The organism is Agromyces sp. NPDC058104, assembly GCF_042884835.1.
Lineage (GTDB): Bacteria > Actinomycetota > Actinomycetes > Actinomycetales > Microbacteriaceae > Agromyces.
Window position 1 is genome coordinate 467,772 of the sequence record NZ_JBHVTD010000001.1, and the last position, 22,195, is coordinate 489,966.

At 73.8% G+C, this 22,195-nt stretch carries 19 protein-coding genes and 1 tRNA gene; 8 read left to right on the forward strand and 12 right to left on the reverse strand.

Annotated elements, in window-relative coordinates; translation table 11 throughout:
• Positions 1-212: 212 nt before the first annotated feature.
• The 3 genes from ACFVTH_RS02225 to ACFVTH_RS02235 all read right to left on the reverse strand — a co-directional run bounded on the left by ACFVTH_RS02225 (position 213) and on the right by ACFVTH_RS02235 (position 6,505).
• Positions 213-2,789: a glycosyl hydrolase family 18 protein gene (locus ACFVTH_RS02225; protein WP_387086361.1), complete on the reverse strand. Its 2,577-nt coding sequence runs from the start codon at positions 2,787-2,789 to the stop codon at positions 213-215.
• A gap of 163 nt (positions 2,790-2,952) precedes the next feature.
• Positions 2,953-5,505: a LuxR C-terminal-related transcriptional regulator gene (locus tag ACFVTH_RS02230; protein ID WP_387086364.1), complete on the reverse strand. Its 2,553-nt coding sequence runs from the start codon at positions 5,503-5,505 to the stop codon at positions 2,953-2,955.
• 112 nt (positions 5,506-5,617) lie between these two features.
• Positions 5,618-6,505 (reverse strand): aminodeoxychorismate lyase, encoded by an 888-nt coding sequence (locus ACFVTH_RS02235; protein ID WP_387086367.1) that lies wholly within the window; start codon positions 6,503-6,505, stop codon positions 5,618-5,620.
• A 31-nt stretch (positions 6,506-6,536) separates the two neighbouring features.
• On the opposite strand from ACFVTH_RS02235, the gene ACFVTH_RS02240 reads away from it, so the two are divergent.
• Both ACFVTH_RS02240 and ACFVTH_RS02245 read left to right on the forward strand, forming a co-directional pair.
• Positions 6,537-7,448, forward strand: a complete 912-nt coding sequence (locus ACFVTH_RS02240; protein ID WP_387086370.1) for a MerR family transcriptional regulator — start codon at positions 6,537-6,539, stop codon at positions 7,446-7,448.
• Entirely contained in the window at positions 7,445-8,368 is a 924-nt protein-coding gene (locus tag ACFVTH_RS02245; protein WP_387086373.1) for a transglutaminase-like domain-containing protein, read from the forward strand. The genes ACFVTH_RS02240 and ACFVTH_RS02245 overlap by 4 nt, the downstream gene beginning before the upstream one ends.
• A gap of 211 nt (positions 8,369-8,579) precedes the next feature.
• On the opposite strand, the gene ACFVTH_RS02250 is transcribed toward ACFVTH_RS02245, so the two are convergent.
• Positions 8,580-9,218, reverse strand: coding sequence for a DNA-directed RNA polymerase subunit beta (locus ACFVTH_RS02250; protein WP_387086376.1), 639 nt, complete (start codon positions 9,216-9,218; stop codon positions 8,580-8,582).
• A gap of 116 nt (positions 9,219-9,334) precedes the next feature.
• Between ACFVTH_RS02250 and ACFVTH_RS02255 the strand changes: the two genes are divergently transcribed.
• A complete protein-coding gene (locus tag ACFVTH_RS02255) occupies positions 9,335-10,459 on the forward strand; it encodes a ScyD/ScyE family protein (protein WP_387086379.1) in 1,125 nt (374 codons plus the stop codon).
• 81 nt (positions 10,460-10,540) lie between these two features.
• On the opposite strand, the gene ACFVTH_RS02260 is transcribed toward ACFVTH_RS02255, so the two are convergent.
• Positions 10,541-11,011: a hypothetical protein gene (locus tag ACFVTH_RS02260; protein ID WP_387086382.1), complete on the reverse strand. Its 471-nt coding sequence runs from the start codon at positions 11,009-11,011 to the stop codon at positions 10,541-10,543.
• Positions 11,012-11,017: 6 nt separating this feature from the next.
• Between ACFVTH_RS02260 and ACFVTH_RS02265 the strand changes: the two genes are divergently transcribed.
• A tRNA-Lys gene (locus ACFVTH_RS02265) sits at positions 11,018-11,092 on the forward strand.
• Between the two features lie 101 nt (positions 11,093-11,193).
• Here ACFVTH_RS02265 and ACFVTH_RS02270 read toward each other — a convergent pair.
• Together ACFVTH_RS02270 and ACFVTH_RS02275 are read right to left on the reverse strand one after the other, a co-directional pair.
• Positions 11,194-11,856, reverse strand: coding sequence for a response regulator (locus ACFVTH_RS02270; RefSeq protein ID WP_387086384.1), 663 nt, complete (start codon positions 11,854-11,856; stop codon positions 11,194-11,196).
• A complete protein-coding gene (locus ACFVTH_RS02275) occupies positions 11,846-13,156 on the reverse strand; it encodes a sensor histidine kinase (RefSeq protein WP_387086387.1) in 1,311 nt (436 codons plus the stop codon). The genes ACFVTH_RS02270 and ACFVTH_RS02275 overlap by 11 nt, the downstream gene beginning before the upstream one ends.
• A gap of 169 nt (positions 13,157-13,325) precedes the next feature.
• Between ACFVTH_RS02275 and ACFVTH_RS02280 the strand changes: the two genes are divergently transcribed.
• Positions 13,326-14,501 carry a hypothetical protein gene (locus tag ACFVTH_RS02280; RefSeq protein ID WP_387086390.1) on the forward strand — a complete coding sequence of 392 codons (1,176 nt, stop codon included), beginning with the start codon at positions 13,326-13,328 and terminating at the stop codon, positions 14,499-14,501.
• A gap of 64 nt (positions 14,502-14,565) precedes the next feature.
• On the opposite strand, the gene ACFVTH_RS02285 is transcribed toward ACFVTH_RS02280, so the two are convergent.
• Entirely contained in the window at positions 14,566-14,748 is a 183-nt protein-coding gene (locus tag ACFVTH_RS02285; RefSeq protein WP_387086393.1) for a YegP family protein, read from the reverse strand.
• 175 nt (positions 14,749-14,923) lie between these two features.
• On the reverse strand, positions 14,924-15,973 hold the full coding sequence (locus ACFVTH_RS02290) for an LLM class F420-dependent oxidoreductase (RefSeq protein ID WP_387086396.1): 1,050 nt from the start codon (positions 15,971-15,973) through the stop codon (positions 14,924-14,926).
• 182 nt (positions 15,974-16,155) lie between these two features.
• Here ACFVTH_RS02290 and ACFVTH_RS02295 point away from each other — a divergent pair, with 182 nt between their 5' ends.
• A complete protein-coding gene (locus tag ACFVTH_RS02295) occupies positions 16,156-17,331 on the forward strand; it encodes a MarP family serine protease (protein WP_387086399.1) in 1,176 nt (391 codons plus the stop codon).
• Between the two features lie 6 nt (positions 17,332-17,337).
• On the opposite strand, the gene ACFVTH_RS02300 is transcribed toward ACFVTH_RS02295, so the two are convergent.
• Both ACFVTH_RS02300 and ACFVTH_RS02305 read right to left on the reverse strand, forming a co-directional pair.
• Complete coding sequence (locus ACFVTH_RS02300; RefSeq protein ID WP_387086402.1) at positions 17,338-18,270, reverse strand: aldose 1-epimerase family protein; 933 nt, start codon at positions 18,268-18,270, stop codon at positions 17,338-17,340.
• A complete protein-coding gene (locus ACFVTH_RS02305) occupies positions 18,267-19,109 on the reverse strand; it encodes a DeoR/GlpR family DNA-binding transcription regulator (RefSeq protein WP_387086405.1) in 843 nt (280 codons plus the stop codon). The genes ACFVTH_RS02300 and ACFVTH_RS02305 overlap by 4 nt, the downstream gene beginning before the upstream one ends.
• 128 nt (positions 19,110-19,237) lie before the next feature.
• Here ACFVTH_RS02305 and galT point away from each other — a divergent pair, with 128 nt between their 5' ends.
• Together galT and galK are read left to right on the forward strand one after the other, a co-directional pair.
• The gene (gene galT, locus ACFVTH_RS02310; protein WP_387088678.1) at positions 19,238-20,359 is read left to right on the forward strand and encodes a galactose-1-phosphate uridylyltransferase; all 1,122 of its coding nucleotides are present in this window, start codon (positions 19,238-19,240) and stop codon (positions 20,357-20,359) included.
• Positions 20,356-21,534, forward strand: a complete 1,179-nt coding sequence (gene galK / locus ACFVTH_RS02315) for a galactokinase (protein ID WP_387086408.1) — start codon at positions 20,356-20,358, stop codon at positions 21,532-21,534. Before galT ends, galK begins: the two co-directional genes overlap by 4 nt.
• A 16-nt stretch (positions 21,535-21,550) precedes the next feature.
• Here the strand turns inward: galK and ACFVTH_RS02320 are convergent, their stop codons facing one another.
• Entirely contained in the window at positions 21,551-22,180 is a 630-nt protein-coding gene (locus ACFVTH_RS02320) for a helix-turn-helix domain-containing protein (RefSeq protein WP_387086411.1), read from the reverse strand.
• Between the last annotated feature and the right edge of the window lie 15 nt (positions 22,181-22,195).

The window sequence follows — 22,195 nt, forward strand, 5'->3', positions numbered from 1 at the left end:
CTGAACGGGCGCGTGCGCCCTTGGACACGCTCACGCTACGAACGGACGCCGCGGTCGGGCGTCCGCACGATCCACATGAACCGGCGGACGGGGCGGGGCGTACGTAGGATCACGTACGCCCCGGATGCGGACGGGCGGGGGCCCCGTCGCCGGAACCCCCGCCCGTGGCATCCGCGTCGCAGCATCGCGGACGCCTCGACGGCGCGACCCGATCAGCAGGCGACCGGCTGGCCCCAGACGTCGTTCGTGCCGGGGGTGTTGCCCTGGGTCCACCACTTGGCCGTGTACTCGGCGCCGTTGTACGAGACCTGCTGGCCGCCGGTGTAGACCGCCGTGGCGCTCCAGGCCGGGGCGTCGCACGTCCCGGTGCCGCCGCCCGTGCCGCCGCCGGTGCCCGTCGAGGGCTCGACGACCGTGACGCCTCGCGGCAGGTCGGAGAGCGTCGCGAAGGTCTCGGTGCCGATCTTGACCCGCAGGTTCGAGATCTCCGCCATGGGCAGGCGCCACGAGAGCTTCGTGAAGACGCTGCCGCCGGCGGGGATGCCGCCCGAAGGCACGGTGATCGTGTAGGTGTGGAAGTCGCCCTTCAGACCTCCCACGTTCGATCCGGTGTGGTCGCTCGACACCTTCGTGATACCCCAGCCGTTCTGCTCGCCGAGGGCGCCGGTGTCGCTCGTCGCGGTGTCGAAGGTGATCGTCGATCCCGCGGGGATCGCGGTCTTCGACCGGTTGGCGAAGGTCACCTTCGGGTTGATCGGGTAGTTGCTGTCGCCGAGTGCGAAGTCGCCGAACGACACCCGAAGGTCGATCGCCTTCGTCGGCATCGTGACGTTCGCCTTCGCCGCGTCGTACGGCCGGGATGCCGCGAGGCGGTCGTGCAGGATCGACACGAGCGTCGAGCCCATCTCGTACTGCCCCTTCTGCGCGTTGTACCCGTAGTCGCCGGCGAGCTCCCAGATCATCGCGCCGCCGATGCCGTTGTCGGCGATGTAGTCGGCCTTCGCGCTGATCGCCTGGTCGGAGTCGCCCGAGAGGAACGTCCTGGTGGTGGGGTTCCACCACCACTCGGTCTTCGTCGTCTGGTCGAAGTGGTGCGTGTACGTGCCGTTGATCGACGTCGGTGCGCCGTACGAGGCCGTGTAGTCGCCCACGACGCCCTTCTGCAGGTTCAGCACGTGCCAGATCGGATTCGCCCCCGCCCCGACCTCGGCCCCGGTCTTGTCGAGGTCGTGCCAGAGGTTGTTGATGCCGACCGCGCCGTTGCCGCACTTCGAGGTGCCGCCGATCGTCGGGCCGGTGCCCGGGGGGCACTTGGTCTGATCGGCGAGCGGGGCCTTGCCGTAGAGCCCGTCGGTGCCGCCCTGCACGCCGTCCCAGCCGCGCGTGTAGAACGGGAGGCCGACGTTGATGCGACCGGGGGGCATCGCCCCGCGGAAGTAGTGGTAGGCCCAGTCGGTGTTCAGGTAGCCGATGTTGCTATAGGCGCCGTACACGCCGCCCGCTGCGAGTTCGGGGTCCTTGCCGTCGTCGAAGAGCGGGCCGTTGCCGCCGACGTAGTCGTTCCACGAGCCGTGGAGGTCGTAGCTCATGATGTTGACGTAGTCGAGGTACGGGGTCACCTGGTAGACCTCGGCGCCGCGCAGCAGCCAGCCCGAGGCGGGGGCCGCGACGGTGAGCAGGTAGTGCGTGCCGTCGGCCGCGCCCGCACGGTCGAGCTTCTCGCGGAGGGTCTTCATGAGCGACTCGTAGCCGGCCCAGAGCTTCGCACGACGCGGCTCCGAGAAGGCGAAGTCGTCGGGGCTGCCCGCCTTGCCGTTCGAGTTGGCGTACTCGTAGTCGATGTCGACGCCGTCGAAGCCGTACGTGCGGATGAACTGCACCGCGGAGTCGGCGAAGGCGTCGATCTTCGCCTGCGAGTCGGTCAACGTGTAGAAGCCGCCGTCGGCGACCCGGTTGCCCGCCGCGTCGAAATGGCCGCCGGTCTCGGCCCAGCCGCCGACCGAGACGAGCGCCTTCACACCGGGGTTCTGCTGCTTGTACTTCGTGAGCAGGTTGAAGTGGCCCTGGTAGGGCAGCGTCGGGTCCATCTCGGCGCCGGCGACGCCGGGCCAGGTCATCTTCGTGGAGGCGTTGCCTGCGACGTCCTGGTTCACCGAGACCTCGCCCTGGCCGTCGATGTGGGCGAAGGCGTAGTTGATGTGGCTGATCTTCTGCCACGGGATGTCGCTCGCGAGGTAGCGCGGCTGGCCGTTCTGCCCCGTGCGCCAGTTCGTGAAGTAGCCGATGACACGGTGCTCGAGGCCGTTCGGCAGCTTCTCGCGGCCCTGCTCGTCGTAGATGGTGCAGTAGGGCACGTCGACGCCGGGGGTCTGGTAGAGACCGTCGGGGCGGCACTTCTCGTCGGGGTTCGACGTCCAGGGGGTGCCCGGTTCGGGGGTCGGCGTGGGCGTCGGGGTGGGGGTGGGCGTCGGGGTCGGGGTCGGGGTCGGAGTCGGGGTCGGGGTCGGGGTCGGCTCGGGGGTGCCGGTGCCGCACGCGGCGCCCGCCGCCCACGGTCCCCACTCGCCCGTGCCCGGCTCGTTGTTCTGGGTCCACCACTTCGCGGTGTAGTTCACGCCGCCGTGCGAGGCGGTCGCGCCGCCCGTGTAGACGGCGGTCGAGCTCCACGCCGGGGCGCATGCCTCGGCGGCGCTCGCGACCGCCGCGGGGAGGAGTGCTGCGAGGAGCAGTCCGATCCCTGCGGCGGCGACGGCGGCCTTCGAGCCGCGCCCGAACTTCAGTGTTCGCATCTCGTTCCTGTCTGCCTGTGGTCAGCCCGCAGTCCACGGGCAGCCCGACGCTATCGACGGCGCACGGGCGGGCGAATCCGCACAACCCCGCATACGCAGGACCACGTAGGGCACCGAACGCAGCGGCCGTCGACCGGCAGTGGCCGCCGTACTGCGTGGCGGGCTACCTCGCGCGCGAGGGCGACAGCCCGCGCATGCGGTAGGCGAGCACCGCCAGCTCGACGCGCGAGTGCACGTCGAGCTTCGTGAACACCCGGCCGAGATGCACCTCGACGGTGCGCACGGACACGAAGAGCCTGGCCGCGACGTCGCGATTGGAGGCCCCGTCGACGACCAGCATGGCGACCTCGAGCTCGCGTTCGGTGAGCACCTCGGCCCAGACGCTGCGGCAGACGACGAGCGGGTCGTCGAGCTCGGCAGGCCCGGCCGGCCCGGCAGGCCCGGCTTGCTCGGCGGGCCCGGCGGGCTCGGCGCTCGGCCGACCGGGCGCGGCGCTCGCGCCGGCCTTCGGTGCGGCGGCCGGCGAAGCGGGCTCCGCCCCCACCCGCGCCGCCCGGGCGCGCGGTGACACCGGACCCGGCGTCGCCGTGCCCTCCGACACGGGCCCGTGCCCCGCCCCGAGTACCGGGCCGTCGGCGGTGGGGGCGGCCGGTGCTGCCTGCGGCACCGCGAGCAGGCCGCGTTCGCCGTCGACGACGGAGAGCCACGCCCGCGCGCCCGACTCGTCGAAGAGGTGCTCGGCGGCCAGCAGGTGCCGCTGCGCACGATCGGCGGCGCCCGCCTCGCCGCAGGCCCTCGCGAGCATGAGCTCCGTTCGCGCACGCTCGTAGTGCGAGCCGATCTCGCGGCTGGCATCGACCGCGACGCGGTAGTCGACCTCGAAGCGATGCCGGTCGGTGCTCCGCATGCGCCGCCGCAGCTCGCTCGCGAGCCGCGCGTCGAGCGGTCGCCGCACCCCCGTCCCGGCCTCCGCGCCACCGACGGGCGAGGGCTCGGGCCCGCCCGGCTCCCATCCGGCGACCGGGTCGAGCCCCGGGACGTGCAGGCCGCAGCCCCCGGCCTGCTCGCGTTCGCCAGCGAGTGCGACGAGTGTGGCGGCCTCGGCACGGGCGCCGCGCAACTGTGCGGCGATCGCGCGGTCGACGAGCTCCTCGGCACGGATCGAGACGGTCGACGGCGGCTGCGCCGCCTCCACCGCACGTGCGAACGCGCCGATGTCGCCCGTGGTGATCACGTCGATCCGTCGTGCGAGCGTCGCGCCCAGGCCGCCGAACGGCAGCGCGATCGGCAGGTCGGTCGCCGCGCGCGCGAGCAGTTGGCCCGCACGGGCGACCTCGCCCGACCACAGCACGAGCAGTGCGGCCGCGACGGCGCGGGCGGCCCGCATGATCGGTGCGCGCTCGTCGCGGGCGACGCGCGGATCGCTCGAGGTGTCGCGCAGCGCCCCCAGCCAGCGAGCCGCGCGTTCGGGGTTGCCGCCGAGCCCCTGCTCGATGGCGCGCGCGATCGCGACGGCGCCGACCGTCGTGCCGTCGCTCGGACCGGCCGGCGACGGCGCTGCCCCGTCGCCGGCGCTGTCGACGCCGAACATCGCGCACCACGCGGCGGCCGCACGGAGCGGCCCGTCGTCGAGCCCGTGCCGCGCGGTCGACCGGGCCGCCTCGGCGAGGCGTCGCGCCGCGGCGGCCGGAGCGCCGCGCTCGGCCAGCAGGCCGGCCGCCGTCGCCGACGCACGGGCGAGATCGGACCAGCGCCCGGTGAGGGCGGCGGCCGCATCGGGCCCGCCCGAACCGTCGGCCGCGTCCTCGGCCGCCGCCGCGATCCGGTCGTCGAGCTCGCCGAGCGGCACGGCGCCCTCGAGTGCGGCGCGCGCGATGAGGTAGTCGGCGAGGACCGAGGCGCGCTCGTCCTCGTCGCCGTGCTCGAGCACCCCGCCGAGCCAGCATCTGGCGTCGTCGACGTGCCCGCCGTGCAGCGCGGCCCGGCCGGCGATGCGCCAGGCGTCGACCTCGGCCCGACCCGAGGCGTGGCTCGCCGCCTCACGGGCGACGGCGTGCGCCCACTCGGGCTCTCCCGCCGCGTCGGCGGCGTCGGCGATCGCGAGGAGCGGGGCCACGAACTCCTCCGAGCCCTCGAGCGTCGAGAGCGATCGGTGCCACGTGGCCCGCCCGTCGGCGCCGAGCTCGGCGTAGGCCTGCGCGAGCCCGGCGTGCGCCGCGGTGCGCTCGGCGAGGCTGGCGACGGCGTGCGCCCACACGCGCATGCGCGGGTCGGCGAAGGCGAAGTGGCCGGCGACGAGCAGGAGGTGGCGACTCGCCTCTCCCTCGACGAGCGCCGCCATCGGCCGGCCGGATGCCGCGAGCAGGACGTCGACCCGATCGTCGACGCAGACCGCGGCGGTGACGAGCAGCATGCGCTCCCACTCCGCCAGCCGCTGCACGTCGGCGGCGACGGCGACCTCGATGGCCGGCACGAGCGGCAGCGGATCGGGCAGCACGGCGTGCCCGAGGCGCTGCGCGGCGCGGAGGCGACCGGCCACCTCGATGATCGCGTCGGCGTCGCCGCTGAGTGCGAGGCCCAGCCGCGCGGCGACGTGCGGGGCGACGACGAGGCGGTGCCTGGCGAGCAGTTCGACGACCGCTCGGGTGTCTTCGAAGACCTCGGTCGACGAGCGATGACGCGGGGCTTGGCGGGGCCGTTCCGGTGTGGACGCCATTGCCCCTCCGCTCACTACATCGGTCGCGTTGGGTTATGTTAGCAACATTTACAAAGTCGGCGCGAGTGCCCGCCGGCTCGGGCGCAACTCCCCCTTCGGGGGCGGGCCGGACTCAATCGCGCGGGCTGAGCAGGTACTCGTTGAAGCTCCGGGTCGTCGCCTCGTCGAGGGTGACGGATGCCCCGTCGACCGCCGTGACGCCCGCGGCGAGCCGCACGCTCGAGACGAGCCAGATCGCGTCGGCGAGCACGAGCTCGGCGACCGGGATGTCGCGGTACTCGGTGCGCTCGCCCGACTGCTCGAGGTGGTCGAAGAGGCTCTGCTGGGTGGTGCCGTGCAGGATCGCACCGCTCGGCGCCGGAGTGGAGTAGACGCCGTCGCGCCGGAGGATGACGCTCGAGGTCGGCCCCTCCATGACGAACCCGTCGGACGAGACGAAGATCGTGTCGTCCGCTCCGCGGCGCTTCGCCTCGCGGAGCGCCGCCATGTTGGGCGCGTAGCTCAGCGTCTTGGCACCGAGGAGGAGCCACGGGGCCTTCGCCGCGGCGTCGTGCGCGAGGCCGCGATCGAGCGTCACGACCCGGATACCCTGCTCGCGCGGCACGGTGAAGTCGGCCGCGGGCGCCGCGTGCAGCCACGCGGTCGGTGCGGGCCCGTGCTCGACGCCGCGGCTCAGCACGAGCTTCAGCGCGAACTCGCCGGTCGGCGGCAGGGCGGCGGTCGCCCGGCGGATCGCGGCGTGCCACTGCTCGAGATTGGGCTCGGGCAGTTCGCAGATCGCCGCCGAGTTGCGCAGCCGCACCAGGTGGGCCTGCGCCTCCTGGGCGTGGCCGTCGACGACCGCGAGCGTCTCGAAGATGCCGTCGCCGCGCTGCGTCGACAGCTCGCCGACGCGCAGCGCCGGCTCCGAGGCATCCACCTCGTGGAAGGTCGCGTCGACGCCCTCGGCGGACGCGTCGGCGGGCAGCGGGGCGATGAGGAGGGTCACGGTCGGGGCCATGCACCAATGGTATTCAGGATGCCGACCGCCGATGCGCTACCGTACCGGCATGCAGACGCTCGGCACCGGCGAGATGAGCCGCGCCACCGGGCTGTCGGCGAAGGCGCTGCGGCTCTACGATGCGAGCGGCCTGCTCGTGCCGGCCGAGGTCGACGGCCGCACCGGCTACCGCCGCTACGCGCCGGCGCAGCTCGAACGCGCCCGGTCGATCGCGGCGCTCCGCCGCGCCGACCTCCCCCTCGCCGTCATCGGCGAGCTGCTCGACGCTCCCGCCGGCGAGGCACGGGCGCGGCTGCGCGCCTGGTGGGCCTCGGAGCGCGAGGGCTTCGCCAGGCGCAGCCAGACGATCGACCTGCTCGCGGCGACGGACTCGGGGTCGCATGCGGGCGCCGGCCCGCTGCCGCCCGAACTGCTCGAGCGCGTGCGCGTCGAGTCGGTGCCCGACCGCGTCGTCGCGAGCATCGCCCGCACGGTCGAGCAGTCCGAGCTCGTCCCGACCTTCCTCGCCGATGTCGTCGAGATCCGCCGGCATCTGGCCGAGCAGGGTGCCGAGGCCGACCCCGCGCACTGGGTCCTCTTCCACGAGCCCGTCGGCGAGCGCCTGCCCGGCCGCATCGAGACCGCGGTGCCGTTCACCGGGCGTGCGACGCCGACCCGTGACATCCTGCTGCGCGTCGAACCCGGTGGCGATCACGCCGTCGTCGACCTCGCCGCGCGCGAGATCTCGTACCCCGGGCTGCTGCGCTTCTACGATGCGGTGCGCGCCGCCGCAGGGCTCGCGCCGGGCGACTCCGGACGACCGCCCCGCGAGTGGTATCCGGGAGCGTGGCCCGACGACCCCGACGCGATCGCGCTGCGCATCGCCCGCCCGATCTCGACGCCGGCGTCCGGCGCGTCGGCGCTTGACCCCGCCCCCGGGGCAGACTCCACGATGTCGTCATGACCGACTCCGCCGCCACCCGCTCCGCCGGTGCCTTCGCACGCCACTCCCCCTACTCCGACCCCGGAGCGCACCGAGCGCTCGTCGCCGGCATCGCGCCCGAACCGCGGGCGATCCACCGCGCCGTGACCGCCACGATCACCCACTACCGCGCCGGGGAGGCCCCGCCGACGCCGGCGCAGCTCGACGACGTCGACCGTCGTTGGATCTCGTCGATCCTCGATGCCGCCGCCGAGCGGGCCGACCGCGCCCTCGATGCCGAACGCGCCCCCGCCGATCGAGTCGGCGGCTGCTGTCGAGACCATTCGCTGCTCGCCGTCGCGATCCTGCGCGAGCACGGCGTCCCGGCTCGCACCCGGCTCGGCTTCGCCTCCTACTTCCAGCCCGGCTTCCACCACGACCACGTCCTCGTCGAGATGCGCCGCGACGGGCGCTGGGTGCGGTTCGACCCCGAGCTCGCCGACGACGGCGGCTTCGACTTCGAGGTGCACGAGATGCCCTCGGGCGAGGGCGCCCCATTCGAGACCGCCGCCGAAGCGTGGCTCGCCCACCGCGAAGGTCGCACCGACCTCGCCGACTACGGCGTCGCCCCCGGCCACGACATCAGCGGGCCGTGGATCGTGCACGGCTATGTGCTCGGCGACCTCGCCCACCGTATGCGCACCGAGCTGCTGCTCTGGGACGGGTGGGGCATCATGGACGCGCCGCGGCGCCCGCTCACGGCCGAGGCGATCGTGCTCGCCGACCGCATCGCGCGGCTCACGGTCGCGGCCGACTCGGGCGACGACGCGGCCGAGGCATCGCTCGCCGACATCTGGCGCGACGACGCCCGCGTCCGGGTCGGGCGGACCATCACGACCGCTTCGCCGTCGGGGCGATTCGGCACGACCGATCTCGTCGATCGCACGACGCACTGGTCGTAGGCGGCGCTCGCGTTCGCTGGGGGGATGCGAAAGGCCGGCCGCAGAAACGCCTCTCGGCGCGAGGCCGCTCGGAGCGGCGAATTTTGGAGCCCGGGGTTACTGCGGCCGGCCTCAGACAGTCTAAACGACGTCGAGGGCCGGTTCATTCCCGGCGGCGTCCACGGGGGCCGCGGGGGTCGGGCACCGTGCGATCCTCGCGCAGGGGCGCGGCTCAGTCGAGGGCGTCGCGCCGCCAGAGCCGGGCGCAGGCTCCGAGCTCGTCGGCGAGCTCGGTGAGGCGCAACGCGCGCCGGGTGAGCGCTCCCGAACGCTCGGGGTGCACGGCGTCCGTGGCATCCGCGTCGTCGGCGAGACTCGTGAACCCGGCCGAGGCCACCCGCGCGAACGCCGCGGCGCGCTCGAGCGCGACGGCGAAGTCGCCCGTGAAGACCCCGTGCAGCACCCGGTCGGCCAACTCGCGCACCTCGTCGGGACCGGTGGGCGCGGCCGCCCCCGCCACGACCTGGTCGATCGTGTGCGAGACCTCCGCGCCGCGTCGGTAGGCGAGGCTCAGCGCCTCGGCGTCCTGGCCGATGAGCGTGCGCAGGAGGTAGATGCGCCAGAGCGCGCCGGGCAGGCTCTTCGCCGACGAGCCCGACCAGAGCTCGGCGATCGCGTCGATGCCGTGCAGGTCCGTGTAGGCGATCAGCCGCGCGACGATCTCGGGATCGGGGTTCGCCCGGACGCGGGCGAGGAGCGCCGCCGCGGTGTCGTGCGCCGCCCGGTTCAACCGTGCCGGATCGTCGCCGCCGACGAAGCCGTCGAAGAGTGCAGGAGGGAACCGGGTGGGTCGGTGGAAGTCGGCGGCCATTCGGAACAGGATACCCGCGCTCCCTGCGTCTGTCCCCCGGATCGGGTGATCCCCCGCACTGGGGCCGCCCGCACTGGGGGCGTCGGCACCACGGCAACGGGAATAGCCTGCGAACCATGCGTACTCGAAGCATCCTCACCGCCTCTGCGGCGGCCGTGCTCGTCGCGACCGCCGCCATCGCCGCGCCCGCAGCCGCTGCACCGGCGCCCGGCAGCCCCGAGACCCGCGCGAGCGGGTTGCCCAGTCCGCTCGGGCTCGCCGTCGCGAACGACGGACGCGCGGTGGTCTCGGGCAACTTCGCCGGCCTCCTCTCGGGCATCGACAAGAAGGGCACCGCCTCGACGCTCGCCGCGGCGCCCGGCGAGGAGATCTCGGCCCCCGCGATCTCGGGCTCGACGATCTACTACATGCGCGGCGGCCACGACCACGTCGAGGCGGGCCTCTACGCGCTGACGAACGGCACCTCGACGTTCGTCGCCGACCTCGCCGGCTACGAGGCGAGCGAGAACCCCGATGCGGTCAACACCTACGGCTTCTCGGACCTGTCGCCCGAGTGCGAGGCGCAGTTCACCGGGTTCCCGGAGTTCCCGCCGATCGGCGAGCCGCACTACACCGGCATCGTCGACACGCACGCGTACGGCTCGACCGTCGTCGGCGACACCGTCTACATCGCCGACGCGGGCGCCAACGCGATCCTCGCGGTCGAGGACGGCGAGGTCTCCACCGTCGCCGTGCTGCCCCCGTCGGCGCCGATCACGGTGCCGCCCGGGTTCGGCGCGCATTACGGCTGGCCCGCCTGCGTCGCCGGCCATCCCTACCGCACCGAGCCGGTGCCGACCGACGTCGAGCTCGGCCCCGACGGCTGGCTGTACGTCACGAGCCTGCCCGGCGGCGAGGAGAGCCCAGCGTTCGGGCCGCGCGGCACGGTCGTGAAGGTGAACCCGGCGACCGGCGACATCGTGCCGGTGGCGAGCGGATTCAACGGAGCCACCAACCTCGCCGTCGCCCCGAACGGCACGATCTACGTCGCCGAGCTGTTCGGCGGGTCGGAGGGCATGGGACAGGTCGCGATCGTCGCCCCCGGGGCCGACGAGGCGACCGGCGTGATCGACGCCATGATGCCCGCCGCGGTATCGCTGCGCGGCGAACAGCTCTACGTGACGACCGAGGCACTCTCGGAGGAGGGCGGCAAGCTGACCGTTGTGCCGCTCAAGGGCACCGCGCACAGCCGTCGAGGCTGAAGCTGCGACCCGGCCCGAGGTGGCGAGCGGCCGGACACCGGTGAACACCGGTGGCCGGCCGTTTCGCCGCGCCGGAGCGGCTCACCCGCCGTCGGCGGCCCGCCGCATGAACGCCGTGCGCCAGTTCTCGCCTGAGCGCTCGTAGGTGATCTTCGCGTGGCAGTTGCGGCATCGCACGTCGCACTTCGCGATCTCGCTCATGACCTTGCGGACCGAGTAGCCGTTCTGCGCGAGACGCATCACCTCGGCGGACTTGTCGCACCCCGCACGATGGTCGAAGTCGAGCACCCGCAGATCGGACTCGCCGCAGTCGAGGCACGGGTGCGCGCTGAGGTACGCGCCGACGGCGTCGAGTGCTAGCCGCCGCTGCTGCGCCTTCCTCGCCATGATCACGCGCACATGGGCCTCGCGGTTCTTGGCGTAGTACTCGCGGGCCTTCTGACGATTGCACTCCCTGCAGAGCTTCGTCAGGCCGTCTCGCGCCGACTTGAGCCGGTTGAACTCGTCGAGTGGCCTAGACTGCTTGCAGCGATAGCAGCGCTTCTGCGTCACGTTCACGCCCCCGTAGCTCAGAGGCAGAGCAGCTGACTTTTAATCAGCGGGTCGGGATGTCGGAATTCCCCGGGGGCACCATCAGGGTCGGGCTCCACAGCACGGGCATTCGTCATCAATGACCTCCTTCATTCGAAGGTATCTTCGACCACTGACATTCGGTCTCGAGCGGACGGCCGCCCTCAGCGCGCCACGAGCCCCTGCTCGTACGCCCAGATGACGACGTGCACGCGGTCGGGCAGCCCGAGCTTCGCGAGGATCGCCTTGACGTGCGTCTTCACGGTGTTGCCGGTGAGGTGGAGCCGTTCGCCGATCTCGTCGTTGGAGGCGCCGACGACCAGCTCGTCGAGCACGTCCCGCTCGCGCGCCGTGAGCGGCGCGAGCAGCGCCTCTCGGTCGGGAGCGATCGGCGCCTTCGCCACGAAGTCGATGAGGCTCGCCGTCGCGCGCGGCGCGAGCGTCGCGTCGCCCGCGTGGACGGCGCGGATCGCCGCCGCGAGCTCCTCGGCGGAGGCGTCCTTGGTGAGGAACCCGCTGGCACCGGCGCGGATGGCGGCGAACACGACCTCGTCGAGGTCGAAGGTGGTCAGCACGAGCACGCGGGCCGCGGGATGCTCCGCCCGCACCCGCCGCGTGGCCTCGATGCCGTCGAGCCGGGGCATCCGCACGTCCATCACGACCACGTCGGCGCGGTGCGCGCGCAGTCGTTCGAGCAGCTCGACGCCGTCGGCGGCCTGCACCACGAGCTCGAGGTCGGGCGGGTCCTCGAGCATGACCTCGAGCGCCGAGCGCATGAGCTCCTGGTCGTCGGCGAGCGCGACGCGGATCCGCGGGTCACCGCTCATCGGACACCCCCGTCGCGGGGTCGCTCCCGACGGGCAGCCGCGCGACGACGCGCCAGCCCGCGGCATCCACCCTGGGGCCGGCCTCGAAGACGCCGCCGACCTGCTCGATGCGATCGCGCATGCCGCGCAGGCCGCGGCCGAGGCCCGGTCCGCCGCCGGGGCCGGGGCCGGCTCCCCGGGACACCAGACCGGCAGCGCCGCCGCTCCCGCGCCCGTCGTCGTCGACGGTGACGGTGAGCGCACCGGGGCCCCAATCGAGCGTCACCCGCGAGTGCGTCGGCGGCGGCGCATGCCGGATCGTGTTGGTGAGCGACTCCTGGACGACGCGGTACGCGGCGAGCCCGACTCCGGGCCGGACCTCCGCGGGGACGCCGACGACGACCGACTCGGCGGTGCGCCCCGGCGCCTGCGCGCGCTCGACGAGCTGCGGCAGCGCCTCCAGCCCGGGGCTCGGTTCGCGGATCGCCCGGTCGTCGCCGCGGGTCGACTCGGCGAGGGCCCCGAGCAGCCCGCGCATGTCGGCCATCGCCGCACGGCCCGTCGTGACGACGTGCTCGACCGCCCCGCGCGCCCGCTCGTCGTCGCGCCCCACGAGCAGCCGCGACGCCTCCGCCTGCGCGACCATCACCGCGAGCGAGTGCGCGATGACGTCATGCAGCTCGCGGGCGATCCGGCGCCGCTCCTCGGCGACCGCGCGCAGCTCGCCCTGCAGGTGCAGCTCGGCGGCCTGCGCGAGCGCGAGCTCCTGCGCCGCGCGCTTGCGCAGCGTCTCACGGCGGTAGCGTCCGAGCGCCCAGGCGACGCCGACCCCGGCGGCGAGCGAGCCGGCGAGCGCGAGCAGCGCTCCGGGAGTCGCGACCATCCCGATGTCGCTCGGACGGTCCGAGAGCACCATGAGGCCCGTGATGATCCCGGCGCCGGCGAGTCCGAGGGCGAGCCCGGCGATGCCGGCGATGCGGTCGTCGCTCGCCGCGGCCGCGTAGACGAACACGAGGTAGACGAGCGAACTGGCCTGCAGCACGGCGAGCCCGGGCATGCCGGGCAGGCTCAGCGCGGCGAGCCCCAGCATGAGCGCGGATGCCACGGCGATCGCCGCCCGCGGCCACCGCCGCCGCAGCGCGACGAACAGGTGCAGCAGCGCGAACAGCGCGATGGCGAAGCCCGCCCAGACGACGGCTCCGGCGGGTCCGGCCTCCCGCAGCACCTCGGCGACGGTGATCGGCAGCAGCGCCGCCGCACCCACCGCGGCCCACACCCAGTCGGCGAGGCCCGGTGCTCGGCGAGCGGTCGTGGCATCCATCACCGGCCCCACGCTACCGGCGGGTCGCCGGTGCGCATCTCACCCGATCGGGTGAGGCGCGCGACCCGCCCGAGGCGGGACGCTGTCGACGACCCGGCCGATCGTCGGCCGGGACGCAGGGACCGGGCCCCCACGGGGGCTGCCCCGATGCCGAGCAGAGGAGTGCACGATGACATCCACCCGACCAGCCGCCACCGGATCGGTCGCCGCCCGGCCCGATGCCGCGATCCGGCTGCTCCGCCCGTTCGCGGTGCTCGCACTCATCGCCTCCGCCGCGATCACGGCGATCGGTCTCGCCTGGTGGCTCGTGCCCGACGCGAACCCGTACACGGCACCGGGCTCGCTGAGCCTCGCGAACGCACTGCTCGAGCCGGCGCGGTTCGCCGCCGTCGTCGTCGCGACGGGTGCCGTGGGCCTCCTCCTCGCCGGTGCGGCACTGTCGCGGGACGCGCTCGGCCGGCGCGCGCCCCTCGTCGCCGGTGCCGCGGCCCTGCTCGCCGCGACCGTCGTCGTCGTCCTCGGCGACGCCGGCACCATCACCTTCGCGGGGTACCTGTTCGGCTTCGCCGCCGTCGTCGCGGGGGTGCTCACCACCGCGGTGCTCCTCGTGCGGGCGCCGCGGCTCGGCGTCCCGCTCCTCGTGCTCCTCCTCGCCCTCATCGGGGTCGCGGTGTGGTGGGCGGGGCTGACGTGGGAGGGCGTCGCGAGCTTCCTCGCGAGGTTCGGTGCGGGGCTCGTCGACAACGCGCCGCCCATCGCCGTCTCGGGCGTCTCGGTCGCCGCGGTGCTCGCGTGGACGGCCGTCGCGGTCGTCGCGGGGCGCACCACGCGCGAGATGCGCGCCGTCGAGTCGTGGCTCGTGCGGCACCGTCGTGCGCTCACCGTGCTCGCCGCGCTCGGGCCGCTGCCGTACGCGCTCGTGCGTGCGAGCTGGCTCACCCCGTGGCCGCTCTTCGCGCCCGCGGGGGGCGAGCTGTCACCGGCCGTGCTCGCCACCGGGCTCATGCTGGGCGCGGGCGCGGCTGCGGCGTGCGTGCTCACGCTCGGCCTCATCCTGCCCTGGGGACGGGTGTTCCCGCGGTGGATGCCCGCGCTCGGCGGTCGGCCGGTGCCGCCGCGGCTCGCGGTCGTGCCGGGCCTCGCCGCCGCGACGATCATCACGATCTCGGCCGTGCCGGTGTTCATGCTGTCGCTCGGCGCGGACTCGATCGTCGACGTCGTCGTCTTCGACCTCGTGCTGCCGCTCTGGTTCTGGGGCCCGATGCTCGCCCTCGCGGTGTGGGCCTACGCAGCCGACCGGCGCGACGAGAGCGGAACGGGCGACGCGGTTGCGCCGCTCGGCTGAGTCGTGGCGGGTCGCGCACGACCGCGCCGGCGAGGCCATGGGCACCGCCCGGCGGTCGTTCGAGTCACTCGGCGCGGTCGACGAGTTCGGCGACGGCGGCGCGCGTGCGCACCGAGCCGATCCCGTCGTGCGCGGCGGCCCTCGTCGTGCGGCCCTGCGAGGCGGCGATCACCCGCCTGTCGGAGGACGCCAGACGGAAGCGGACCTCGCCGCTCGCATCCGTGGAGAGCTCGAACGTTCCCGCCATGGCGGCCCCTCCCATTGGTTCCCCTGCACGCAACCTCGCGTGCAGCTCCAACGCTAGTCATGAGTTCCCCTCGGCACCAGAGTCTGCAGGCCCCACTTCGGGGACACTCGCGGGCCCGTGCATCCGCCCGGCGAAGGCCGCCCGCGCCGGGCCCGGAGCTCGAGCGACGGCGCGTTCAGCCCGCGATCGCGCGGAGCCCCGCCATCAGCGCCACGCGCTCGGCCGAGGTCCGCCCGAGGGGCGTGACGGCGAGCGTCGTGACGCCCGACTCGGCGAACGCGGCGACCCGCTCGGCGACGTGCCCGGACGGCCCGATGAGCGAGACCGCGCGCACGAGCTCGTCGGGCACCGCGGCGATCGCCTCGGCCTTGCGCCCGTCCAGGTAGAGGTCCTGGATGCGGGCGGCCTCCGCCGCGAAGCCGTAGCTCGCGATGAGGTCGTTGTAGAAGTTCTTGCCCCGTGCCCCCATTCCGCCGATGTAGAGACCGAGCTGGGGCCTCACCGCGTCGATGGCGGCGGCGATGAGCTCGGGCTGCTCGGTGATCGCGAGCGCCGGGCTCGCGAAGACGTCGAGCGGAGCGAGCTCGGGTGCGCGCTTCGCGGTGCCCGCGGCGAGCGCGTCGCCCCAGACCTCCGCGGCCCGCTCGGGGTGGTAGAACATCGGCAACCAGCCGTCGGCGATCTCGGCCGTCTGCGCCACCGACTTCTGCCCGAGCGAGGCGACGGTGATCGGGATGCGCTCGCGCACCGGGTGGTTGATGAGTTTCAGCGGCTTGCCGAGGCCGGTGCCCTCGCCCGCCGGCAACGGGATCGTGTAGTTGCGCCCCTGGTGGACGACGGGCTCGCGCCGCCACGTCATGCGGCAGACGTCGACGATCTCGCGGACGCGGCCGAGCGGGGCGTCGTACTTCACGCCGTGGAACCCCTCGATCACCTGCGGCCCCGAGGCGCCGATGCCGAGCTCGAAGCGGCCGCCCGAGACGTGGTCGAGGCCGGCGGCGGTCATGGCCGTGAGCGTGGGCGTGCGCGTGTAGAGCTGCAGGATGCCGCTCATGAGCGTCATCCGCTCGGTGCGCGCCGCGAGGAACCCGAGCTGGCTGACCGCGTCGAACGAGTACGCCTCGGGCACGACGACGAGGTCGACACCGACGGCCTCGAGCTCGGCGACCTCGTCGGCCGCCTCGCGGAAGCCGCCCGCGTAGTTCAGGAACATGCCGACGCGCATCCGTGACTCCTCTTCGTCGGGGCTGCCCGGCGGGTGCGCGCGGGCACCTCAGACCCTACGCGACCGCCCGCGACGGACCGCTCGCGTTTGTGCATGATCGACGAAGCGCGCGCGCCTCGCAGCAGTCTCCGAGGTGGATGTCTCAGGCTGGGAGCGGACCACGACGAACCCCTGGAGGCGCGATGCTCTGGAGCCTGCTGCTCGACCTGCTCCTCGTGCTCGTCTTCATCGCCGCGGTCGTGCACGGCGCGCGCGCCGGACTCCTGCGCACCGCCGCCGGGCTCGTCGGCCTCGTCGCCGGCGGCATCGCCGCCTACTTCGTCATGCCCTGGATGGCCGGGCTCGTTCCCGCCCCCGAGTGGCGGGCGCCGGTGGCGCTCGTCACGGCGCTCATCCTGCTGTCGCTCGGTGCCTGGCTCGGCGCGGTCGTCGGCCGGGCACTGCGCAGCGGAGCGCGGGCGGTCAAGCTCGGCGTGCTCGACCGCGTGCTCGGGGCGATCGGCAATCTCCTCGTCACCGCCTTCGTCGTCGCGCTCGTCGCCTCAGGCGTCTCGGCGCTCGGCGTGCCCGTGCTCTCGCCCGCCGTCGCCGGCTCGAGCGTGCTGCGCGCACTCGACCAGATGACCCCTGCCCCCGCGAAGTCGGTGATGGCCGAGCTCCGCACCGCCGCGCTCGGCGAGGCGCTGCCCTGGCTCGTCCAGGTGCTCGACACCCCCCTGCCGACCGAGCCGCCGCCGAGCGGCACGATCGACAGCCCGGCCCTCGCCGCGGCCTCGCGTTCGGTCGTGCGCATCACCGGCACGGCCTTCGAGTGCGGTGCGAACCTCTCGGGTAGCGGGTTCGTCGTCGCCGACGACCGGATCGTCACGAACGCCCACGTCGTCGCCGGGGTCGACGAGCCGATCGTCGAGGCGCCCGGGCTGCCGGCCGTCGCGGGCCGAGTCGTCGCGTTCGACGCCGACCACGACCTCGCGGTGATCGCGGTCGAGGGGCTCGCGGCGGCGCCGCTCCCGCTCGACGAGCCCGCGCTCGGCGACGAGGTCGCGGTCGCCGGCTACCCCTTCGGCGGGCCGCTCGAGCTCCGGCCCGGCCGGGTGGCCGCGAGCGGCCCGCTCACCCTGCAGGAGGGAGGACGCACCTCGACCCGCGACGTGCTCACGCTCTCGGCCGACGTCGACCATGGCAACTCGGGCGGCCCCGTGCTGAGCGTCGACGGCGAGGTCGCCGGCGTCGTCTTCGCACGATCGGAGTCCGTCGCGACGGTCGGCTTCGCCATCCCGATCTCGACGCTCGCACCGCTCGCCGAGGAGGCGCCGGGGCTCGCGGATGCGGTCGACTCGGGGGCGTGCGCGGCCTGAGCCGGGTCAGTCGGCGCTGAAGCCCTCGAAGCGGATGCCCCAGCTGAGCTGCCACTCCTCGCCCGGACCGAGCCAGCGCAGACCGCGGCCCGAGTTGAACGCCTCGGCCGGCGCGGTCATCGGCTCGATCGCGATCGCGATCTCGCCGTCCTCGCCGGGGAAGGCGTGCGAGGTGTACACCTGCACGTAGCCGAACTCGTCGTCGGCCCACACCGAGACGCTGCGTCCGTCGGGGGCGGTGAGCGAGTGCAGCACCTGCCCGCCGTCGCTCGCGAGCTCGCCGAACGCGTCGTCGAGCTGCAGCCCGCCCACGCGGCGCCCCTCGCGGAAGTCCCACTCGGTGCCGTCGACCGGCACCTCGCCGGTCGGCAGGAGCCGCTCGTCGACCTCGATGTGGCTCGCGGCGTCGAGGCGCAGGGTCAGCTCGGAGGTGGGCACGCCGCCGATCTTGAGGTAGGGGTGGGTGCCGATCGCCACCGGCGCCGCCTCGCCCCCGAGGTTCTCGACGAAGTGCGTGACGCGGAGTCCGTCGGCGACGAGCTCGTAGTGCACGGCAGTGCCGAGCAGGTACGGGTAGCCGGACTGCGGGTAGATGCGGGCGGCGAGCGTCACCGAGTCGCGGTCGCGCGCGATCGGCTGGTACTCGGTGTGGCGGAGCAGCCCGTGGATGGCGTTGCCGCGCGCGGGTTCGGTGATCGCGAGCTGGTGGTCGACGCCGTCGTGGCTCCACCGGCCGTCGCGGATGCGGTTCGGCCACGGCACGAGCACGATGCCGGCGGCCATCGGCGGCGACTGGTCCTCGCCGTAGGGCGGCACGAGGTCGATGCCGTTGATGCTGAGCGTGCGGAGCCCCGCGGCGACCGCGGTGACGGTGGCCCTGATCTGGCCGCTCGACGTCGTCGTCTCGAGCACGAACTGCTCGCCCGTGGGTTGGGTCATGCCTCAACTCTATGGGCTGCGTCGGGGCCGTGAGCGGTGACCACCGCGAGTCCGGCCTCCTCGAGCTCGGCCACGACCGCGGAGGGCGCCGCGGCATCCGTGACGAGGGCGTCGAACGCGTCGACCGGGCCGACGCGACCGAGGTGCACCTCGCCGAGCTTCGAGCCGTCGGCCACGACGACGGCGCGTGCCGCGCGTTGCAGCATGAGCGCCTTCACCCCGGCCTCGGGGAGGTTGGCGTTGGTGACGCCGTGCACGGGGTCGACCCCGTTGCAGCCGATCACGGCGAGGTCGACGTGCACGCTCTGCAGCAGCGAACCGGCGAGCGGGTCGACGAGGGAGTGCTGGCGCGGGCGGAGGGTGCCGCCGGTCACGACCACCTGGAATCGAGGGATCTCGGCCTCGAGCTCGAGCGCGATCGAGAGGCCGTTGGTGAAGACGACGAGGTCGTCGAGATCGGTGCGCCGGCGCAGCGCCCGCGCGACCTGCAGCGTGGTGGTGCCGACGTCGAGGATGAGGCTCTGGCCGCTGCGCACGAGGCCCGCGACGTGCTCGCCGATGCGCCGCTTCGGTTCGACGGATGCCTCGAGCGCCTCCTCGAAGCTCGGTTCCCGCTCGGGGCGCGCATCGCCGAGTGCGGCGCCGACGGGCACGGCCCCGCCGTGGACGCGACGGATGCCGCCCTGTCGTTCGAGCGCGTCGAGGTCGGCGCGGGCGGTGACCGTCGTCACGCCGAAGGCGCGGCTGAGCTCGGCGACGCGCACGAACCCGCGCTCGGCGACGAGCGCGAGGGCGAGCTCGCGCCGGCGGGGCGCGTCGAGCTGCGGATCGTCGTCCATGGTTCGATCATCGGGGCACGAGGCGCACTTTGCAATACGAAAGGCGTTTGTTTGCAGAACGAAAGTCGCGTATCGTGTGCCGCGTGACCCAGACGAGCGACCCCGGCGGCGAGGCATCCGCGACCGTGATCGACCCGCGCATCGCCGTGCGCCCGACGACCCTCGCCGACGGCCGCGAGCTCGTCTACTTCGACGATGCCGACACCCGGCTGCCCGCCGAGCGCGCGATCGACGTACGCGAGCTCGCGCCCCGGCCGGCGACGGCCGAGATGCGGCAGGACGCCCTGACCGGCGAGTGGGTCTCGATCGCGGCCGCCCGCCAGCACCGCGTCGTGCTGCCGCCCGCCGAGCTCGACCCGCTCTCGCCGCAGTCGCCCGGGAACCCGTCCGAGATCCCGAGCAGCTACGACGTCGCCGTCTTCGAGAACCGCTCCCCCTCGTTCGGTCCCGAGCTCGGCGAGGCCGGGCACGCCGACCCGCAGGGCGCGCTCGACGAGCTGCGCCGGATCGGGTTCGAACGCCGCCGTCCGTCGGTCGGCCGCTGCGAGGTCGTCTGCTTCAGTCCCGAGCACGAGGGCTCCTTCGGCACCCAGACCGTGACGCGCGCGCGCACCGTGATCGAGGCGTGGGCGCAGCGCACCGCGGCCCTCTCGGCGCTGCCGGGGGTGCAGCAGGTGTTCCCGTTCGAGAACCGCGGGCGCGAGATCGGCGTGACCCTCGGCCACCCCCACGGGCAGATCTACTCGTACCCGTACGTGACCCCGCGCACCGAGCGGCTGCTCGCGTCGATCGACGCCTACGGCCCCTCGCTCTTCGCCGACCTGCTCGAGCGCGAGCGCGGCGGGCCCCGACTGGTGCTCGAGGGCGAGCACTGGAGCACCTTCGTTCCGTTCGCCGCACGCTGGCCGATCGAGGTGCACCTGCTCCCCCACCGGCACGTGCCCGATCTCGCCGCGACGAGCCTCGCCGAGCGCGACGAGCTCGCCGTGCTCTACCGGCGGCTGCTCCGCGGAGTCGACGCGCTCTACGACACCCCGACGCCGTACATCGCGGCCTGGCACCAGGCCCCCGTGCACACGCGGCGCGACGAGGTGCGGCTCATGCTGCAGCTCACGAGCCCGCGGCGCGGGCCCGACAAGCTGAAGTACCTCGCCGGCTCGGAGGCCGCGATGGGAGCATGGATCGGGGACGTTCCTCCCGAGACGCAGGCGGAGGCGCTGCGCGCCGCGATCGGGAAGGCATCGGAATGAGCGAGACGACGGGATCGATCGACCCGGTGGCGCAGGCGCAGCACGGATTCGCCGAGTGGTTCGGACGGCGCCCGATCGGTGTCTGGTCGTCGCCCGGCCGGGTGAACCTGATCGGCGAGCACACCGACTACAACGACGGCTTCGTGTTCCCCTTCGCGATCGAGCAGCGCACGGCGGTCGCGCTCGGCGACCGCGACGACCGGATGCTCCGCGTCGCGACGAGCTTCGCGCCCGAGGCGGTCGAGATCGACCTCGATCAGCTGGCGCCCGAGGCGGTCGACGGATGGGCGGCGTACCCGCTCGGCGTGGCGTGGGCGCTCGGCGAGTTCGGCGCCGACCTCTCGGCCGTGCGCGGCGTCGACCTCTACGTCGCGTCCGACGTGCCGGTCGGGGCCGGGCTGTCGTCGTCGGCGGCGATCGAGAGTGCCGTCGCCCTGGCGCTCGACGAGCACTGGGAGATCGGACTCGACCGCCCCACGCTCGCGAAGGTCGGTCGCCTCGCCGAGAACCGGGTCGTCGGAGCCCCCACGGGCATCATGGACCAGTCGGCGTCGCTGCTCGGCGAGGCCGATTCGGGGGTGTTCCTCGACTGCCGGAGCCTCGACGCCGAGGTGATCCCGCTCGGGTTCGCCGCGGCGGGGCTCAGCGTCCTCGTGATCGACACCCGGGTGGCGCACGCGCACGCCACGGGCGGCTACGCCGCCCGCCGCGCCTCGTGCGAGGCGGGCGCCGAGGCGCTCGGCGTCGAGTCGCTGCGCGAGCTCCACGAGGGCGACCTCGCACGTGCCGCGGAGCTGCTCGACGAGGAGACGTTCCGCCGGGTGCGGCACGTCGTGACCGAGAACCAGCGCGTGCTCGACACGGTGCGCACGCTGCACGAGCAGGGGCCGGGCGCGATCGGCCCCCTCCTGGATGCCTCGCACGTCTCCATGCGCGACGACTTCGAGATCTCCGTGCCCGAGCTCGACCTCGCGGTCGCGACGGCCCAGGCGAACGGGGCGATCGGCGCCCGCATGACCGGAGGCGGGTTCGGCGGTTCGGCGATCGCGCTCATGATCGACGCACTCGTGCCGATCGTGACGCGCGAGGTCGCCGCGGCGTTCGCCGAGCGCGGCTTCCGCGAGCCCTCGATCTTCGCCGTCCGCGCCTCGCAGGGAGCCCGCCGCGACGTCTGAGCCGGCTCGTTCGCGCTCAGACGTCGCAGGCGCAGGCGCACTCCGCGGCGCAATCTCCGTCGTGCCAGCACGCCTCGATGCACACGCAGTCGTCCAGGTGGATCCAGTCGCGGAGACCTCGTCGTCGGGCCCGCTCCAATCTCTCCGCCTGTGAACGCGCGTGATGGGCGCGAAGATCGTGAACCGTCGGGTGGTCGTGCTCGGTTCCGAGACCGAGCTCCGACCTCCGCTCGTCGCGCCGACGCCGGTGGTGAAACCAGACCCCCGGCTCCGGACGGTCGTAACGAGGCTCGGCCAGGCGAAGCCACGGAGGATCGTGCGGCGGCCGCGCATCGAGATGCGCAGGCGGGCGCCGACCGCCGTGATCGCGCAGTTCGTCGAACGGAACGGGGATGACGGGGTCGTTCGCGGCATCGACGACGGCGAGGCGCATACCGGCGAGCGCGAGCACGCACTCGAGCTCGCCGACTCGGGGGTCGCTCCTGCCGGTTTCGAGCCGGGCGACCGTCGATTGCCCGATGCCCAGGACCGCCGCGAGTTCGCGCTGGCTGAAGTCCGCAGCGCGACGGACACGCAGCACCAGGCCCGCAACGTCGAGGCGCCCATGTTCGAGCCGCTGTCCATGCTTGGCGACCTCGCTCGTCACGGTGGCCTCCTCCGG

Bases quoted from the DNA above. Each gene is read 5' to 3' on its own strand.
- ACFVTH_RS02285 (WP_387086393.1), bottom strand. From the start codon at position 14,748: ATGGCGGGAACGTTCGAGCTCTCCACGGATGCGAGCGGCGAGGTCCGC.
- ACFVTH_RS02250 (WP_387086376.1), bottom strand. From the start codon at position 9,218: ATGGCCGCCGACTTCCACCGACCCACCCGGTTCCCTCCTGCACTCTTC.
- ACFVTH_RS02280 (WP_387086390.1), top strand. From the start codon at position 13,326: ATGACATCCACCCGACCAGCCGCCACCGGATCGGTCGCCGCCCGGCCC.
- ACFVTH_RS02290 (WP_387086396.1), bottom strand. From the start codon at position 15,973: ATGCGCGTCGGCATGTTCCTGAACTACGCGGGCGGCTTCCGCGAGGCG.
- ACFVTH_RS02235 (WP_387086367.1), bottom strand. From the start codon at position 6,505: ATGGCCCCGACCGTGACCCTCCTCATCGCCCCGCTGCCCGCCGACGCG.
- ACFVTH_RS02275 (WP_387086387.1), bottom strand. From the start codon at position 13,156: ATGGATGCCACGACCGCTCGCCGAGCACCGGGCCTCGCCGACTGGGTG.
- ACFVTH_RS02255 (WP_387086379.1), top strand. From the start codon at position 9,335: ATGCGTACTCGAAGCATCCTCACCGCCTCTGCGGCGGCCGTGCTCGTC.
- galK (WP_387086408.1), top strand. From the start codon at position 20,356: ATGAGCGAGACGACGGGATCGATCGACCCGGTGGCGCAGGCGCAGCAC.
- ACFVTH_RS02295 (WP_387086399.1), top strand. From the start codon at position 16,156: ATGCTCTGGAGCCTGCTGCTCGACCTGCTCCTCGTGCTCGTCTTCATC.
- ACFVTH_RS02240 (WP_387086370.1), top strand. From the start codon at position 6,537: ATGCGCTACCGTACCGGCATGCAGACGCTCGGCACCGGCGAGATGAGC.
- ACFVTH_RS02245 (WP_387086373.1), top strand. From the start codon at position 7,445: ATGACCGACTCCGCCGCCACCCGCTCCGCCGGTGCCTTCGCACGCCAC.
- ACFVTH_RS02225 (WP_387086361.1), bottom strand. From the start codon at position 2,789: ATGCGAACACTGAAGTTCGGGCGCGGCTCGAAGGCCGCCGTCGCCGCC.
- ACFVTH_RS02300 (WP_387086402.1), bottom strand. From the start codon at position 18,270: ATGACCCAACCCACGGGCGAGCAGTTCGTGCTCGAGACGACGACGTCG.
- ACFVTH_RS02305 (WP_387086405.1), bottom strand. From the start codon at position 19,109: ATGGACGACGATCCGCAGCTCGACGCGCCCCGCCGGCGCGAGCTCGCC.
- ACFVTH_RS02270 (WP_387086384.1), bottom strand. From the start codon at position 11,856: ATGAGCGGTGACCCGCGGATCCGCGTCGCGCTCGCCGACGACCAGGAG.
- ACFVTH_RS02230 (WP_387086364.1), bottom strand. From the start codon at position 5,505: ATGGCGTCCACACCGGAACGGCCCCGCCAAGCCCCGCGTCATCGCTCG.